Source organism: Mycobacterium sp. (assembly GCF_035697385.1).
GTDB lineage: Bacteria > Actinomycetota > Actinomycetes > Mycobacteriales > Mycobacteriaceae > Mycobacterium.
This window is the reverse complement of record NZ_DASSCY010000018.1, coordinates 13494-30589: the sequence shown is the minus strand read 5'-3', so window position 1 is coordinate 30589 and position 17096 is coordinate 13494. Positions and strand designations below refer to the sequence as shown.

Genomic DNA, 17096 nt, shown 5'->3' with positions numbered 1-17096 from the left:
CCTTAATTCGCTGCCGTGGCAATGGCTTTGGTCTCCAGGTATTCCTCGAAACCGGCCAGCCCCATTTCCCGGCCGATGCCGGATTGCTTGTATCCGCCGAACGGCATGTCGGCCGAGTACCAGACCCCGCCGTTGACGTTGACCGTGCCGACGCGCAGCCGCGCGGCGATGCCCGCGGCGCGGTCGGGATCGGCGCCGAACACGGTGCCCGACAACCCGTACGGCGAGTCGTTGGCAATGCGCACCGCGTCGTCGTCGCCGTCATGGGCGATCACCGTCAGCACCGGCCCGAAGATCTCCTCGCGGGCCACCTTGGCGTTGTTGTCCAGGCCCGCGATCACCGTCGGCTCGATGAAGAAACCGGTGTCACGGTCGGCGGGACGGCCTCCGCCACAAGCGAACCGGCCGCCTTCGTCGATCGCCGAATCCAGGTAACCCTGCACGCGGTCGCGTTGCCGGGCCGAGATCAGCGGCCCACACACGGTGCCGGGATTCGTCGGATCCCCCGGCTTGATCGAGCCCATGGTGGCCGCCGCGGCTTCGACGGCTTCGTCGTAGCGCGCCCGAGGGACCACCAACCGGGTGGTGATGGCGCATCCCTGCCCCGCGTGCATCGCCGCGGTGAACCCCGCCATCGAGCATGCGCCCGCGAGATCGGCGTCGTCGAGGACGAGGAATGCCGATTTGCCGCCGAGTTCGAGGAACACCTTCTTGAGCGTGGCGGCCGCGTCGGCCATCACGGCGCGTCCGGTCGACGTCGAACCGGTGAACGAAACCATGTCCACACGTGGATCTTTCGACAGCTGCGCACCGACACCGTGATCGCTGGAGGTGACGATGTTGATAACGCCCGCCGGCAGGTCGGTGTGCTCGGCGATGAGCTCTCCGATCGCGGCCGCACACCACGGGGTATCAGGAGCCGGCTTGAGGACGACGGTGTTTCCCGCCGCCAGCGCCGGGCCGATCTTGGCGAGGTTGATCTGATGCGGGAAGTTCCACGGCGTGACGGCCCCGACGACGCCGACGGCTTCTCGCGCGATCGTCCGGTGGGTCTTGATCCCCATCGGAGACGCGATGCCGGCGTCGGTTGTCCATTGGTATGACTCGGCGGTGTCGGCGCAGAAGGACAGGTCGGCGATCGGACCTTCCAGCTGCGCGGCGGCCGTGAGCATCACCGGCGCGCCCACCTCGGAGATCGTGATCTCGCGAAGGTCCTCGACGTGTTTGGTCAGCACCTCCTGCAGCTGCCGGATGCAGCGCACACGCAGCTCGGTGTTGGTCGACCAGTCCGTGTCGTCGAACGCGCGGCGGGCCGCCTCGATGGCACGGCCCATGTCCTCGGCACTCGCGTCGGCGGCGACGCCGAGCACCTCTTCGGTGGCCGGATTGACCGTTTGAAACGTGCCCGCACTACCGGCGACAAGCTCGCCGTCGATAAGCAGTCGACTCTCGCGATCGGCCAGGATCCCCATCCGAACTCCCGTTCCTCATTGCTGGACAACTGTCCGACTCAGTTCATTCGAACCATAGCCGCAACCCGCCTGCCGAGGCAAGGACGAGGCCTAGAGAAACGTGTCTATCTGCTGATTCATGCATCAGACTTGCCTGTCGTGGACCCGGTCAGATACGTTGGACATGTGTCCAGCGATGCAGTGGTTGCGATCACAGAGTCGCCGCGAAACCGTAGACAGGAAGAGACCTTCCGCAAGGTGCTCGCCGCGGGCGTGGAGATGCTGCGCGAGTCCTCGTACGCCGATCTGACGGTGCGCGCGGTCGCCGCTCGGGCCAAGGTCGCCCCCGCGACCGCCTACACGTATTTCTCGTCGAAGAACCACCTGATTGCCGAGGTGTATCTCGACCTCGTCCGCCAGGTGCCGTACTTCACCGACGTCAACGACAGCACCACGACTCGGGTGGAGAAGGCGCTGCGGGAGCTCACGCTGATGATCGCCGACGAACCCGAGGTGGCGGCCGCGTGCACGACGGCGCTGCTGAGCAACGGCGACGCGGCGGTGCGCGCCGTCCGAGACCGCATCGGCGCCGAGATCCACCGCCGGATCCGCTCAGCAGTCGGTCCGGACGCCGACCCGCGGACGGTCTCGGCGCTGGAGATGACCTACTTCGGGGCGCTGGTCCATGCCGGCAGCGGGGTTGTCACCTACCACCAAATCGCCGACCGCCTCACCTACGTGGTCGGCCTTATCCTCGGAGAGGATCAATGAAACACGGTCTCGGAGACGAAAGATGACCGTCGATACCAGCGACCTGATCCTGGATCCGTACGACTACGACTTCCACGAAGACCCGTACCCGTACTACCGGCGGCTGCGGGACGAGGCGCCGCTGTACCGCAACGACGAGCTCAACTTCTGGGCATTGTCGCGACACGGCGACGTGCTGGCCGGCTTCCGCAACAGCACCGCGCTGTCCAACAAGTACGGCGTCTCGCTCGACCCGATCTCGCGAAACTCCGACGCGCACAAGGTGATGTCCTTTCTCGCGCTCGACGACCCCGCGCACCTGCGGCTGCGCACCCTTGTCTCAAAGGGGTTCACACCGCGCCGAATTCGTGAACTCGAGCCACGCGTCACCGAGATCGCCGTGCAGCACCTCGACGCCGCGCTGCAGTCCGACAGTTTCGACTACGTCGACGACTTCGCAGGCAAGCTGCCGATGGACGTCATCTCCGAGCTCATGGGGGTGCCCGAGCCGGACCGGGCCCGCATCCGCGCGCTGGCCGACGGCGTTATGCACCGCGAGGACGGCGTATCCGACGTACCCGGGGAGGCGATGCAGGCGTCGGCCGATCTGCTCGTCTACTACGCCGACATGGTCACCCAGCGCCGCAAGCGGCCGAGCGACGATCTGACGTCGGCGTTGTTGGAAGCCGAGGTCGACGGCGACCGCCTCACCGACGAAGAGATCATGGCGTTCCTGTTCCTGATGGTTGTCGCCGGCAACGAGACCACCACCAAACTGCTTGCCAACGCCGCATATTGGGGAGCGAAGAACCCCGACCAGCTGGCGACGGTCTACGACGACCACTCCAGGATCCCGCTGTGGGTGGAGGAGACACTGCGCTACGACACGTCGAGCCAGATCCTTGCGCGCACCGTCGACGGCTCACTGACGCTCTACGACACCACACTGACCGACGGTGATGTGCTGCTTCTGCTGCCCGGCTCAGCCAACCGAGACGACCGGGTGTTCGAGGACGCCGACGAGTACCGCATCGGCCGTGAAATCGGTTCGAAGCTTGTCAGTTTCGGCAGCGGCGCCCACTTCTGCCTCGGTGCGCACCTGGCCAGGATGGAGGCGCGGGTGGCGCTGGCCGAACTGTTCAAGCGAATCCGCGGATACGAGGTCGACGAGGACAACGCCGTCCGCGTCCACTCCAGCAATGTCCGCGGGTTCGCCCATCTTCCGATCACGGTGGAGGTCCGCTAAATGCCCCGTTTTGAACCACTGCCCGACCGCAGGCCCGCGATCGTCGCGGGTGCATCGTCCGGGATTGGCGCCGCGACAGCCGTCGAACTCGCCGGTCGCGGTTTCCCCGTTGCGCTTGGTGCGCGCCGGGTGGAGAAGTGCGAGGAGCTCGTCGACCAGATCCGGTCCAGCGGCGGAGAAGCCGTAGCCCTGCCGCTCGACGTGACGGATGCCGACTCGGTCAAGGGTTTCGTGCACAAGGCCACCGATGAGTTCGGCGATATCGAGCTGCTGGTCGCAGGCGCCGGCGACACCTACTTCGGCCGGCTGCACGAAATCAGCACGGACGCATTCGAATCGCAGGTTCAGATCCACCTCATCGGCGCGAACCGGTTGGCCACCGCGGTGCTGCCGGGCATGGTGGAGCGCCAACGCGGCGACCTGATCTTCGTCGGCTCCGACGTCGCGCTGCGGCAACGACCGCACATGGGGGCCTACGGTGCCGCCAAAGCCGCGCTGGTCGCGATGGTCACCAACCTGCAGATGGAGTTGGAGGGCACCGGTGTTCGCGCGTCGATCGTGCATCCCGGCCCAACGAAGACCGGCATGGGCTGGAGCCTGCCTGCCGAAGCGATCGGTCCGGCGCTGGAGGACTGGGCCAAGTGGGGCCAGGCCCGCCACGACTACTTCCTGCGGCCGGTAGATCTGGCAAGGGCCATCGCGTTCGTCGCCGAGACGCCGCGCGGTGGCTTCATCGCCAACATGGAACTGCAGCCCGAAGCGCCGTTGGCAGACAACAAGAACCGCCAGAAGCTCGCCTTAGGTGAAGAAGGGATGCCAGGACATGGCTGAATCCACTACGGCGAACACCGCGATCGTTCCTCGCGTCTCGGGCGGCGAGGAAGAACACGGCCATCTCGAAGAGTTCCGCACCGATCCGATCGGTTTGATGAAGCGCATCCGCGAGGAATGCGGCGACGTCGGCTGGTTCCAACTGGTCGACAAACATGTCATCTTCCTGTCGGGTGCGGAGGCCAACGAGTTCTTCTTCCGTTCCGCCGACGAGGATCTCGACCAGGCCGAGGCCTACCCGTTCATGACGCCGATCTTCGGCAAGGGAGTGGTGTTCGACGCCAGCCCCGAGCGGCGCAAGGAAATGCTGCACAACTCGGCGCTGCGCGGTGAGCAGATGAAGGGTCACGCCGCCACCATCGAGGGCGAAGTGAAGAAGATGATCGCCGACTGGGGCGACGAAGGCGAGATCGAACTGCTCGACTTCTTCTCCGAGTTGACCATCTACACCTCGACCGCGTGCCTGATCGGGCTCAAGTTCCGCAATCAGCTGGACGCACGGTTCGCGAACTACTACCACGAGTTGGAACGCGGCACGGATCCACTGTGCTACGTCGACCCGTACCTGCCGATCGAGAGCTTCAAGCGTCGCGACGAGGCACGCGTGAAGCTGGTGGCGCTGGTCCAGGAGATCATGGACGGCCGTCTGGCGAACCCGCCGAAGGACAAGAGCGACCGCGACATGCTCGACGTGCTGGTGTCGATCAAGGACGAGGACGGCAACGCCCGGTTCTCCGCCGACGAGGTCACCGGCATGTTCATCTCGCTGATGTTCGCCGGCCACCACACCAGCTCGGGCACGTCGTCGTGGACGCTCATCGAGCTGATCCGCCACCCCGAGGTGTACGCCGAGGTATTGGCCGAGCTCGAGGAGCTCTACGCCGACGGGCAGGAGGTGAGTTTCCATGCGCTGCGCCAGATTCCGAAGCTGGACAACGTGGTCAAGGAAACTCTGCGCCTGCACCCACCGCTGATCATCCTGATGCGGGTCGCCAAGGGAGAGTTCGAGGTACAGGGTTTTCCAATCCACGACGGCGACTTCGTGGCTGCCTCACCCGCCATCTCGAACCGGATTCTCGAGGACTTCCCGGATCCCGACGCGTTCAATCCGGACCGATACAACAAGCCTGAGCAGGCCGACGTCGCCAACCGGTGGACGTGGATCCCGTTCGGTGCTGGCAGGCACCGGTGCGTCGGCGCCGCATTCGCCACCATGCAGATCAAGGCGATCTTCTCGGTTCTCTTGCGAGAGTATGAATTCGAGATGGCGCAGCCTGCCGACAGCTATCGCAACGACCACTCCAAGATGGTCGTCCAACTGGCCCGGCCCGCGAAGGTCCGCTACCGCAAGCGCGTCTAGGAGGCCGCGATGAGTATCAAGATCGAGGTCGACATGGACCTGTGCCAGGGCCATGCCATGTGCGAGCTGGAAGCACCCGACTACTTCACGGTGCCCAAGCGCGGCAAGGTCGAGGTCGTCAATGACGAAGCGCCCGAAGAAGATCGGGGCCAGATCGAGCAAGCCGTGTGGGCATGTCCCACGCAAGCACTTTCCATCAAAGAGACCCCTGGGGGCAGGAGCGAAGCGACCCGGGGGAAGAGAGAGGATGACTGAACATGGCCGCACTTCCCCGTGAGCAACTCGAAGACTGGGTCGAGCGGTGGCTTCAGGTCAACCGCGACGCCGAGAAGGCCGGTGACTGGACATCGTTGGCGGACTTCTACGCCGACGACGCCACCTACGGCTGGAACATCGGCCCGAAGGAAGACGTGATGTGTGTCGGCGTGCAAGAGATCCGCGAGATCGCGCTCGGCCTGGAGATGGCGGGTCTCGAGGGGTGGCGCTACCCGTACCAGAAGGTGATCATCGACGACAAGATCGGTGAGATCGTCGGGTTCTGGAAACAGGTTGTGACGGACCCTGACGATCCGGATGGCACCGAGCGGGAGATCTACGGCATCGGCGGCAGCTGGTTCCGGCTCAACGCCAACGCCAAGATCGAGTGGCAGCGCGACTTCTTCGACTTCGGCCACGTGCAGAAGCTCTATTTGGACCTGATGAAGGACGGCAAGCTGTCCAAGGGCATGCAGGAGCGGATCGAACGCAGCCTGGCCGGAGAGAAGCTGCCCGGCTATTACCCACTGGGCCAGGCGCCCGTCCCGATCTGGTGACGCCCGGCCAAGCGGTTGCTTGGGGGTGGGTGTGACGCATCTAACTAATGGCTCTAGTCTGGCCACACTGGCTCTAGCGGAAGGCACAAACGGATGAAGACAAAGGGCGCTCTCATCTGGGAGTTCAACCAGCCGTGGGCGATCGAGGAGATCGAAATCGGCGACCCCGTCAAGGACGAGGTGAAGATCCAGATGGAGGCGGCGGGGATGTGCCACTCCGACCACCACCTGGTCACCGGCGGCATCCCGATGGGCGGATTCCCCGTCCTCGGCGGACACGAAGGTGCAGGCATCGTCACCGAGGTCGGCCCCGGGGTCGAGGACATCGCGCCCGGCGACCACGTCGTGCTGTCGTTCATCCCCTCCTGTGGCAGGTGTCCGTCGTGTCAGGCCGGTATGCGCAACCTGTGTGACCTCGGCGCCGGCCTTCTCAACGGCGCCGCGGTCTCCGACGGCACGTTCAGGATCAAGGCCAAGAACGACACGCCCGTCTTCCCCATGACCCTGCTGGGCACCTTCTCGCCGTACATGGTTGTTCACAAGAGCTCGGTCGTGAAGATCGACCCGTCGGTCCCGTTCGAGGTGGCCTGCCTTGTCGGTTGCGGCGTCACGACCGGCTACGGCTCGGCGACCCGCACCGCGGACATCCGGCCCGGCCAGGACGTCGCGGTCGTCGGTGTCGGCGGCGTGGGCATGTCGGCGCTGCAGGGGGCGGTCAATGCCGGTGCGCGCAACATCTTCGTCATCGAACCTGTCGAGTGGAAGCGCGATGCCGCGCTGAAATTCGGTGCCACGCATGCGTATCCCGACATCGACACCGCGTTGATGGGCATCATGGAGGCCACTGCCGGCTTGATGGCCCACAAGGTGATCCTCACGGTCGGCGAGCTGCACGGCAAGGACATCGACAGTTACATGAACATCACCGCCAAGGGCGGCACGTGCGTAGCGACCGCGATCGGCAGCCTGCTGGACACGCAGGTCACGTTGAACCTGGCGATGCTGACACTGATGCAGAAAAACCTGCAGGGCACCATCTTCGGCGGCGGCAACCCGCACTACGACATTCCACAGCTGCTGTCGATGTACAAGGCCGGCAAGCTCAACCTCGACGACATGATCACCAGGCAGTACAAGCTGGAGCAGATCAACGAGGGCTATCAGGACATGCTGGACGGCAAGAACATTCGCGGCGTCATCCGCTACACGGACGCCGATCGGTAGCCAAGATCAAGCGGTTTCCGCACCTGTTGGCGCCGGGCAGCATCGGCGCGATGTCGCTGCGCAACCGGCTGGTGATGTCGCCGATGGAGACCATGTACGGCACGCCTGACGGGTTGCCGTCCGAACGCACGCGCGACTACTTCGCCGCACGAGCCAAGGGTGGCGTCGGCTTGATCACCGTCGGAGCCACCGGCATCGATCATCATCATCCCGAGACGCCGGGCGGGCTGCACCTGGGCACCGACGCGGCCGTCGACGCCCACCGCGCGCTTGTCGAAGCGGTGCACGAGCACGGCGCCAAGATCCAGCCGCAGATCGTGCACGCCGGACCCGACGGGCTGGGGCCGGAGATCCACGGTGTCACTTCTATTGGGCCGTCGGTCATTCCGTCGTACCTGACCGGGCGCCCATCGGCGGAGGTCACCCACGAGCAACTGATCGAGGTGTTCGACCTGTTCAGGGCCGCGGTGCGGCGGGCGGCCGAAGCCGGCTACGACGGCATCGAGCTGCACGCCGCACACGGATACATGTTCCTTGGCTCGTTTCTGGCGCCGCAGCGCAATCGCCGCACCGACGATTACCGCGGCGACTCGGTCAAGGGCCGCATCCGAGTGGTGCTTGAGGCGCTGGCGGCGATCCGATCGGAGATCGGCGACGCACTGCCCATCACACTTCGCATCTCCGGCTACGAGCGGGTTGCCGGCGGCCGGCCGATGTTCGAAACCGCCCAGGTCGCACCGCAATTGGTGGCGGCCGGGGTCGACGCGTTTCACGTCAGCGGCGGGGTGATCGATCGGCTGGTCACGGGCATGGTCAACGGCGCCGACGACGGTGATGCCCTCAACGTTGGAGCGGCCGCTGCGGTCAAGCAGGTCGTGGATGTGCCGGTGATCGCCGTCGGCCGCATCCACGATCCCGAGCGCGCAGAGCAGATCCTCGCCGACGGCCGGGCCGACTTCATCGCGATGGGCCGCCCGATGCTGGCGGACCCCGAACTGCCCAACAAGGTGGCGGCCGGGCATCCCAGCCGCGTCCGCATGTGCATATCGTGCGAAAACTGCATCGACGCAATGGAACAACGGTTCTCAGTAGATTGCGCGGTCAACCCGCGAACCGGCAAGGAGCGGGAGCTGGCCGTGCACCGGGCATCGCATGTCAAGAAGGTGGTGGTGATCGGCAGCGGTCCGGCAGGCATGGAGGCGGCGCGGGTATCCGCCGCGCGGGGACACCAGGTCACGCTGTTCGACCGCGGCAACCAGACTGGCGGTGCGCTGCTGTGGGCGTCGATCCTGCATCCCGAGAACGAGCCGTTCCTGCGGTACCTTCGCGATGAGGTCGCCCGCAGCAGCGTGAAGGTCGAGCTGGGACAAGAGCTTTCGGCCGACGACGTCGTGGCGCTGCACCCTGACGCGGTGGTGGTGGCCAACGGCGGTCAGGTCGTGCTTCCGCGATTCGCCGGCGACGGGCTGCCGCATGTGCAGACTGGACAAGCGCTGCGGGAACGGTTCGGCGGGTGGCGCCAGCGCATGGTCCGACCAAGAGCCGTCCGGATGGCTTCGAAGGCGTGGATGCCGCTGGGCCGCCGCGTGGTGATCATCGGCGCAGACCTGGTGGCGCTGGAGCTCGCAGAATTCCTCGCGGCCCGCGGTCGTCTGGTGTCGGTGGTCGAAGAAGGCAAGGCGATCGCACCCGAACTCGGCAACAAGCGCAAGACCGAACACATGGACCGGCTCGACCGGCTGGGCGTGACCGTGCACGTGCGTGCCGTCGTCGACGAGATCGTTTCCGACGGTGTGGTATTCACGCCGTACGGTGGCACCGGCCGCCGCCTTGCCGCGGACAGCGTCGTCGTCGCCGGAACCCTGGAACCGAACACCGAACTCTACGAGAAGCTCGTCGCCGCCCTGCCCGGCATCAAGGTGAGTGCCGCCGGTGACTGCACCGGGCTGGGGCTCATCCGTAAGGCCGCCGAAGACGGCGCCCGTGCCGCCTGTGCAATCTAAGGAGAACCATGTCGCAAGAGACCGTTCAGCAGACGCCCGTCGTCACCGCGTCGCAGTCCTCGTGGCGGTGCGTGCAATCCGGCGACAGGGAGGGCTGGCTCGCCCTGATGGCCGACGACATCGTCATCGAGGATCCGATCGGTGAGGCGGTCACCAACCCGGACGGTAACGGGGTGCGGGGCAAGGAGGCCGTTGCCGCCTTCTACGACGCCAACATCGGGCCCAACCAGCTGACGGTCACCCGCGAGGCGAGCTTTCCGTCCAGCTCTCCCAATGAGATCGCCTACATCCTGGTGCTGCACACCGAGTTTCCCAACGGCTTCACCGCAACCGTGCGGGGCGTGTTCACCTATCGCGTCAACGACGCCGGGCTGATCACGAACCTGCGCGGCTACTGGAACATGGACGCCATGCAGTTCGCCCAGGAGGGCGAGGCCGATTAGCGAATCACTGACCGGGCGCGCCGCGGTCGTCGTCGGCGGTTCCCGCGGCATCGGGTTGGCAGTGGCCGAACTACTGGCCGAGCAGGGCGCAGGTGTGGTCGTCAACGGCCGGGACGGAACAGCTGTCGAGGCTGCGGCGCAACGCATTTCGGGCGTCGGGTACGCGGGGTCACCGTCGGACCCAGCCGTTGCCGATGCGCTGATCGAGAAATGCATTGAGCAGTTCGGGCGCATCGACATCCTGGTGAACTGCGCGGGCACGCCAGAGCCGCCGGGCTCGTCGATCCTGAACATCACCACCGCGCAGTTTCGCGCCCTGCTCGACGCACACCTGAACACTGCATTCGAGACGTGTCGCGCCGCGGCGCCCAAGATGGTGGCGCAGGGCGGCGGTTCGATCATCAACACCAGTTCGTTCGCGTTCCTCGGCGACTATGGCGGCACCGGTTACCCGGCAGGCAAGGGTGCGGTCAACGGCCTGACGATGGCCATGGCGGCCGAACTGAAGGAGCACGGGGTGCGCGCGAACGTCGTCTGCCCCGGCGCCAAGACCCGGCTGTCGACGGGGCCCGACTACGAAGCCCAAATCGCCGACCTCCATCGTCGCGGTCTGCTCGACGAGGCCACCATGCAGGGAGCGCTCGATGCGGGGCCGCCTGAGTATGTGGCTCCGATGTACGGCTACCTGGCCGGCGACCTCGCCAAGGATGTGACCGGTGAAGTCTTCATCGCCGCGGGTGGCTTCGTCGGCCGATTCGACCGGCAGACCCCGGCGTTCCTTGGCTATCGGGATCACCATGGCTCACCGCCGTGGTCGATTGCTGAGCTTCACGGCATGATTACCAGGAGCTAGCCAGCCGCTCGGGCAATCCGTCTTCCTGTGAAATAGCTGGGCAAATCTAAGAACTAGCGGGAACACGCGACAAATCCCGACTCAGCTAATAACATTCCGTTGCATGGTCCTGCCGTTAAGCCACCCCGAGCTCAGTGACGGGTTCACGTCGACGATCCCGGGCTGGCCGTCGCGGTCGTTAGCTGGACGAGCAGCCGCCGAGGCGTTCGTGTACTTGATGCATCGCTGTCGGGTGCGCCAGCACGAATACGCAGTCGAAGGATGGATCGGAGCCGCCGACCGCCCCGTCGCAGGAGGCACCAGCCGCGAGATCGTGCGCCGGTACCGGCTGGCGCCGCCGTTCTGGGCGCTGACTGTGAAGGCCGACGAGGCGACGCTTACGGGCTACGGGGTGAACACGCACGCCGTGTTGGTTCGTTACGCGCAGCGCGTCATTCCGTTGAGTGGTCCGGCAGACGGGTTCACGACCGTGCGCACGGAATTCGGTCCCGGCTGCCGCGAGCTCTTGAGGCGTGCGTCCGGCCCTGTCCCGGCGTTCGTCTGCGAGCCCTTGACACCCGGAGAGGCCGAAGAAGTGGCCAAGACCTATCTGATCGACGCCGCGATGTCACTGGCGGAAGGGCGCGGCCCATTGGTCGTCGGCGCGCACGCCGCGATACCCAAGGCCTAGCCGGCCGGCGGGTTTGTATACGTGCGGCGAGGCGCGACAAACACGGCCGCCCTGCGTTCCTCGGCCATCACGCGGTCGTAGGTGTCCCAATCGTCGTGTGTTCCGCCGGCGGAGCGGAAGATGTCGCGCAACAACGTCCTCAGGCCCTCGGCGTCGATGTCGGGATGCGGGTCGTCGGGTCCGATGATCTCGGCGTTGCCCTCGACGGTCGCCCATTGCCAGCCGGCGCGCGCGACGACGGTGACGCGGGGATCGGCGCGCAGATTGTCCAGCTTGCGCGCCCCGCCGATGGCCACAAGACCGACGACCTGCTCGCCGGTCAGTGGATGGGGCATGACACCGGCGTTGACGACGGACGACTGGGCGCTGCCATCGCCGCGCAACGTGGTGACGACACAAAGGCCGTGATCCATCGGCAACAACTCAGCGAACGCGGAAATATCAGTCATACGGCATCAATCCATTTCTCGAGACGGCGGGCCTGGCGGTGCCACGGTGCCCGTCGGATATCTCGACGTATTTAGCCGGCGGAAGTACGGGTGTGAATTTGCCCGCGTAGCGAGCGACAACATCGTAAACCGCGCTGTTGCACAGCTCGAATACGGCGCTTGACCGGACGTTACTCGCAGCATGAGTCGACAGCTCCGCGGCAGCACTTGTTGTGAGGCTAGCAACGTGGTGTGCGCGACACATGGCGACAAGTTGTGACACCGCTCGGTTGTCGCTCGCTATGCGGGCAGTTTCAACAACCGATTTCGAGGCGTAACCACCACTGGCGTACCAGAGAAAGGCGTGCCGCTGAAAACCCTTCGCAGAGCGACGAATCGGATCAGCGTCGCGACCAGGTTGGCCGCCACCAACACCGACAGCTCCACGGCCTTGTCGACCGTCGGGTCGAAGCGGTGCAACACGAACAGCGATCCACTGGTGATGGCCAGACCGAACGCGAACACCAGCAGCCCGTGAAACTGGTGACGCGCCGCGCCGCGGCGACCGCGGATGCCGAACGTAAACGCGCGATTGGCCGCAGTGTTGCCGATCGCGGTGAGCAACAACGCCGTCAGGTTGGCGGCCTGGGCGCCCATCACGGGGTGCAGTAGGAGATACAGCAGCGCGTAGGCCAGCGTGCTGGCGATGCCGACCATGCCGAACCGGACCATCTGGCCGACCATGCCGTGCGGAACGCCTGGCACCAGCGGCTCGCGGCCAAGGCTGCCTTGCAGCTCGCGCAGTGGCAGCCTGCCACCGGCCAGCGCGCGGCCGACTCGCCAGCAGCCCTTGAGGTCGTCGATCGCGGTGTGGACGATGTCGACGCGGGAGTCGGGATCGTCGACCCAGTCGACGGGCACTTCGTGAATGCGCAGGCCGGCCCGCTCGGCGATCACCAACAACTCGGTGTCGAAGAACCAGCCGGTGTCGGCGACCAGCGGCAGCAGCCGCCGGGCCACGTCAGCGCGCACGGCCTTGAACCCGCATTGCGCATCGGAGAAGCGCGCGCCAAGCACGCCGCGGAGGATCAAATTGTAACTGCGAGAGATGAATTCGCGCTTCGGCCCGCGCACCACACGCGAGGAGGCCGCCAGCCGCGAACCGATCGCGACGTCGGAGTGCCCCGAGATCAGCGGCGCCACAAGCGGCATCAGCGCCGACAGCTCGGTGGAAAGGTCGACGTCCATGTAGGCCACCACGTCGGCATCCGACGCCATCCATGCGGCGCACAGCGCGCCGCCGCGTCCTTTGGCGTCCAGGTGCAGGACCTCGACGTCCGGCAGTTCATCTGCCAACCGCCGTGCGACGGCCAGCGTGTTGTCGGTGCTGGCGTTGTCGGCCACCGTGATTCGGGCCGAGTAGGGCACCTCAGTGGCCAGGTAGCGATGCAGGCGACGGATGCACCCCTCGATGTCGCGCTCCTCGTTGTACACCGGGATCACGATGTCGAGGGCATAGGTGCGAACCACCAGGTCGGTCATGATGTTCACGGTCACCGAACAAGCTGCTACCCCACTGCGGCGCGGCTGGGAGCTTCCTGGAATGCTCGTGCCCATGGCGACCGTCTTCACCAAAATCATCAATGGGGAGATTCCGGGCCGGTTCGTCTACGAAGACGACGACACCGTCGCTTTCCTGACGATCGCGCCGATCACCCAGGGCCACACGCTGGTGGTTCCCCGCGAAGAGATCGATCAATGGCAGGGCGTCGACGCCCCCGCGTTCAACAAGGTCATGGGCGTCGCGCAGTTGATCGGCAAGGCAGTGACCAACGCGTTCGACGTCGAGCGCGCCGGGGTGATCATCGCGGGTCTCGAGGTGCCGCACCTGCACGTGCATGTCTTCCCCGCACGCAACCTGAGCGACTTCGGCTTCGCCAATGCCGACCAGAACCCGTCGCCGGAATCGCTCGACGAGGCACAGGCAAAGATCAAAGCGGCGATAGCCGAATTGTCTTGAGCCTCAACTGACCTGAGAGGCGACGTCGGCAATCCGCGGCAGGTTGACCTTGAAACGGCAGCCCTGCCCAGGTGCGGTCGTGACGCTGACGGTGCCGCCGTGCGCGTAGACCAGCGAGTCCACGATCGACAGCCCGAGGCCGGTGCCGCCGCTGGCCCGCGCCCGCGAGGAGTCGGTCCGGTAGAAGCGCTCGAACACCCGATGCGCGTCCTGGCTGCTCATGCCGGGGCCTTCGTCGCATACCTCGAGCACCGCGTTTGCGCCGTCGGTGCCGACGCGCACCGTGACGCCTGCGGTCTCCGGGGTGTGCTGTAGCGCGTTGGCCACCAGGTTGCCGAGCACCTGCCGCAGCCGGGCCTCGTCCCCGAGTACCTCCGGGGTGCCGGGGCCGTCGAAAACCTCCATCGTGATCTTGCGCTGCGGCGCGATCGACTGTGCGTCGTGCACGGCGTCGGCGGCCAAAGCGAGCAGGTCGACGCGGTGCCGCTCCAGCGGTCGCTGCGCGTCGAGTCGGGCCAGCAGCAGAAGATCTTCGACGAGCAGACCCATGCGGGCGGATTCACTCTCGATGCGGTTCATCAGCATCTCGACGTCCTTGGCCGCGCCTTGGCGATACAACTCGGCGAAGCCGCGGATGGTGGTCAGCGGCGTGCGCAGTTCGTGGCTGGCGTCGGTGATGAACCGGCGCATGCGTTCCTCGGAACTGCGCGCCTGAGCGGCAGAGGACTCCGACGACGCCAGCGCCCGCTGGATCTGGGCGAGCATTCCGTTGAGCGCCAACGACAATCGGCCCACCTCGGTGCGCGGGTCACGTTGTGGAACGCGGCGGTCGAGTTGCCCGGAGGCGATCGCCGCGGCGGTCTGCTCGACTTCGACCAGCGGGCGCAGGCTGCGGTTCACGACGGCATAGCCGGCGACGCCGAGCACCAGCAGCACCGCCGCGCCGATGCCAACCTGCGCGTAGATCAATGAGCGCACCGTCGACTGGACCTCGGAGAGATCGATCGCGACGGTGGTGAGCTCACCGCCAGGGCCGCGGACGGTCATCGCGCGCCACTGGACGTTCGAGTGGTCGATGGAGCCGACGGTGACCGGCACCGGGCCCACATCGTTGTCGGCAGGCAGCAGTGGTTCGGCGGCCCGGTCGTTGACCGCCATCCAGATGCGGCCGCTGGGATCGATGCCGCGGACGTAGAAATCGGTCGGCGGCCGGGCCGGGTTGGGGCCCTCCATCGGCGGCATGGGCAGCCGTCGCGGGGCCTGCGCCCAGCTCCGCGACGCGTCGAGCAGCGTCTGGTCGACGCGGTTGGTCAGACTGTGCTGCAGGATCGAGGTGACCGCGATTCCCGACGCCAGCAGGCCGCAGGCCACCAGCACCAGGGTGGCGGCCACCAGCGCAACCTTCAGGGGTATGCCTCGCGCGCTCAGTGCGGCCACCCCTTTATTGTTCAGCTTTGCTGTCGGCTCTTCACGCAAGCGCTCATCGCGGTTCGCGCAGGACGTACCCCACGCCCCGCAGCGTGTGCAGCAGGCGTTTGTCGCCGGTGTCGATCTTGCGGCGCAGGTAGGAAACATAGGACTCGACGACGTTGACGTCGCCGCCGAAGTCATAACGCCACACGTGGTCGAGGATCTTGGGTTTGCTCAGCACGGTGCCCGCATTGATGATGAAGTACCGCAGCAGCGTGAACTCCGTCGGTGACAGCGAGACCGGCTGGCCGGCCTTCCACACCTCATGGGTGTCCTCGTCGAGTTCGATGTCGGCGAAGGTGAGCCGGGAGTTGCGGGGGGCTTCGACGCCGCGACCGGTCCGGCGCAGGATGACTCGCAGGCGCGCGACCACTTCTTCGAGGCTGAAGGGCTTGGTGACGTAGTCGTCGCCACCGAGGGTGAGGCCGGCGATCTTGTCCTGCAGCGAGTCTCGGGCGGTGAGGAACAGCGCGGGCGCGTCGATGCCGTCGGCGCGCAGCCGGCGCAGCAACCCGAAGCCGTCCATGCCGGGCATCATCACGTCGAGGATCACCGCGTCCGGCCGCACTTCGCGGGCCTTGTCCAGCGCGGCGGAGCCGCTGGAGGCCGTATAGACCTCGAATCCCTGGAATTTCAGACTGACGGATAGCAGCTCGACGATGTTGGCCTCGTCGTCGACGACGAGGACCCGGGCCTCGGGCATGTTCTCAGGTAGTGCAGCCATCGCCATCTCGCTACTGTCCACGACTTGCCTTGGGATAATCCTGCACGATCGCTGTGCACTTCCTGTGAGTTTGGCCTTGCGCGGTCCATAGACTGGGGAAATGGATCTCGGCAAAGCCCTCACGGACCTGGCTCTTACCCCGGTGCGCGTCGGGCTTTCGGTCGCCGACGTCGGCATTGGCATGGCTCAACGGGCGCTGGGCGAGGCGAACACGCGTGCCAGGTCAGGCTCGGTGGCCGGCGTCTTGGGCATCGAGGATGCGGTCGAGCGGGCGAACCGGCTGGCCAGGCTGATGGACGAGGACCAGCCGCTGGGCCGGGCGATGGCGCCCGGAGGGCCGGTCGACCGGCTGCTGCAGCCCGGCGGGCTGGTGGACAAGCTGACCATGCCAGGCGGTGTGCTGGACCGGCTGACCGAGGAGAACAGCGGCCTGATGCGCGCGATCGAACCCGGCGGCCTTGTCGATCAACTGCTGGCCGAGGACGGGTTGATCGAGCGGGTGCTGGCCGAGGACGGCGTGGCCGATCGGCTGCTGGCCGAGGGTGGGGTGATCGACACCCTGACCGCGAAGAATGGTCCGCTCGAGCAACTCGCGACGGTGGCCGACACACTGAACCGGCTGACGCCGGGGCTCGAGGCGTTGGAGCCGACGATCGAAGCGCTGCGCGAGGCCGTGATCACGCTGAGTCAGGTGGTCAACCCGTTGAGCAACATCGCCGACCGCATTCCGTTCCCCGGCCGCCGTCCGCGAAGCCGGCCGCCGTCGACGCGGCCTGTGCCGTCGCAGCGGGTCATCGACGCCGACGAATGA

18 protein-coding genes are annotated in these 17096 nt (G+C 66.1%); 13 read left to right on the top strand and 5 right to left on the bottom strand.

Going from position 1 to position 17096, the window contains the following annotated elements:
• Positions 1-2 precede the first annotated feature (2 nt).
• Complete coding sequence (locus VFH65_RS01775; RefSeq protein ID WP_353319409.1) at positions 3-1472, bottom strand: aldehyde dehydrogenase; 1470 nt, start codon at positions 1470-1472, stop codon at positions 3-5.
• Positions 1473-1637: 165 nt separating this feature from the next.
• Here VFH65_RS01775 and VFH65_RS01770 point away from each other — a divergent pair, with 165 nt between their 5' ends.
• From VFH65_RS01770 to VFH65_RS01720, 11 genes are all read left to right on the top strand, one after another.
• Positions 1638-2222, top strand: a complete 585-nt coding sequence (locus VFH65_RS01770; protein WP_353319408.1) for a TetR/AcrR family transcriptional regulator — start codon at positions 1638-1640, stop codon at positions 2220-2222.
• A gap of 22 nt (positions 2223-2244) precedes the next feature.
• Positions 2245-3447: a cytochrome P450 gene (locus VFH65_RS01765; RefSeq protein WP_353319407.1), complete on the top strand. Its 1203-nt coding sequence runs from the start codon at positions 2245-2247 to the stop codon at positions 3445-3447.
• Complete coding sequence (locus VFH65_RS01760) at positions 3448-4278, top strand: SDR family oxidoreductase (protein WP_353319406.1); 831 nt, start codon at positions 3448-3450, stop codon at positions 4276-4278.
• Positions 4271-5638, top strand: a complete 1368-nt coding sequence (locus VFH65_RS01755; protein WP_353319405.1) for a cytochrome P450 — start codon at positions 4271-4273, stop codon at positions 5636-5638. Before VFH65_RS01760 ends, VFH65_RS01755 begins: the two co-directional genes overlap by 8 nt.
• A gap of 9 nt (positions 5639-5647) precedes the next feature.
• Positions 5648-5893: a ferredoxin gene (locus VFH65_RS01750; protein WP_353319404.1), complete on the top strand. Its 246-nt coding sequence runs from the start codon at positions 5648-5650 to the stop codon at positions 5891-5893.
• A 2-nt stretch (positions 5894-5895) separates the two neighbouring features.
• Positions 5896-6450 carry a nuclear transport factor 2 family protein gene (locus VFH65_RS01745; protein WP_353319403.1) on the top strand — a complete coding sequence of 185 codons (555 nt, stop codon included), beginning with the start codon at positions 5896-5898 and terminating at the stop codon, positions 6448-6450.
• Between the two features lie 93 nt (positions 6451-6543).
• Positions 6544-7674, top strand: coding sequence for an NDMA-dependent alcohol dehydrogenase (locus tag VFH65_RS01740; RefSeq protein ID WP_353319402.1), 1131 nt, complete (start codon positions 6544-6546; stop codon positions 7672-7674).
• Between the two features lie 26 nt (positions 7675-7700).
• The gene (locus VFH65_RS01735; protein WP_353319401.1) at positions 7701-9677 is read left to right on the top strand and encodes an NAD(P)/FAD-dependent oxidoreductase; all 1977 of its coding nucleotides are present in this window, start codon (positions 7701-7703) and stop codon (positions 9675-9677) included.
• Positions 9678-9685: 8 nt separating this feature from the next.
• Positions 9686-10120, top strand: a complete 435-nt coding sequence (locus VFH65_RS01730; RefSeq protein WP_353319400.1) for a nuclear transport factor 2 family protein — start codon at positions 9686-9688, stop codon at positions 10118-10120.
• A gap of 7 nt (positions 10121-10127) precedes the next feature.
• A complete protein-coding gene (locus tag VFH65_RS01725) occupies positions 10128-10973 on the top strand; it encodes an SDR family NAD(P)-dependent oxidoreductase (protein ID WP_414688335.1) in 846 nt (281 codons plus the stop codon).
• A 103-nt stretch (positions 10974-11076) separates the two neighbouring features.
• A complete protein-coding gene (locus VFH65_RS01720; RefSeq protein ID WP_353319399.1) occupies positions 11077-11643 on the top strand; it encodes a hypothetical protein in 567 nt (188 codons plus the stop codon).
• On the opposite strand, the gene VFH65_RS01715 is transcribed toward VFH65_RS01720, so the two are convergent.
• Together VFH65_RS01715 and VFH65_RS01710 are read right to left on the bottom strand one after the other, a co-directional pair.
• Complete coding sequence (locus VFH65_RS01715; RefSeq protein WP_353319398.1) at positions 11640-12092, bottom strand: TIGR03618 family F420-dependent PPOX class oxidoreductase; 453 nt, start codon at positions 12090-12092, stop codon at positions 11640-11642. The genes VFH65_RS01720 and VFH65_RS01715 overlap by 4 nt on opposite strands.
• Before the next feature lie 279 nt (positions 12093-12371).
• A complete protein-coding gene (locus VFH65_RS01710; protein WP_353319397.1) occupies positions 12372-13613 on the bottom strand; it encodes a glycosyltransferase in 1242 nt (413 codons plus the stop codon).
• Between the two features lie 73 nt (positions 13614-13686).
• On the opposite strand from VFH65_RS01710, the gene VFH65_RS01705 reads away from it, so the two are divergent.
• Positions 13687-14091, top strand: coding sequence for an HIT family protein (locus VFH65_RS01705; RefSeq protein ID WP_353319420.1), 405 nt, complete (start codon positions 13687-13689; stop codon positions 14089-14091).
• Positions 14092-14094: 3 nt separating this feature from the next.
• On the opposite strand, the gene VFH65_RS01700 is transcribed toward VFH65_RS01705, so the two are convergent.
• Entirely contained in the window at positions 14095-15528 is a 1434-nt protein-coding gene (locus VFH65_RS01700; RefSeq protein WP_414688333.1) for a sensor histidine kinase, read from the bottom strand.
• 43 nt (positions 15529-15571) lie between these two features.
• Complete coding sequence (locus VFH65_RS01695; RefSeq protein ID WP_353319395.1) at positions 15572-16291, bottom strand: response regulator transcription factor; 720 nt, start codon at positions 16289-16291, stop codon at positions 15572-15574.
• Positions 16292-16385: 94 nt separating this feature from the next.
• Between VFH65_RS01695 and VFH65_RS01690 the strand changes: the two genes are divergently transcribed.
• Positions 16386-17096: a hypothetical protein gene (locus tag VFH65_RS01690; protein WP_353319394.1), complete on the top strand. Its 711-nt coding sequence runs from the start codon at positions 16386-16388 to the stop codon at positions 17094-17096.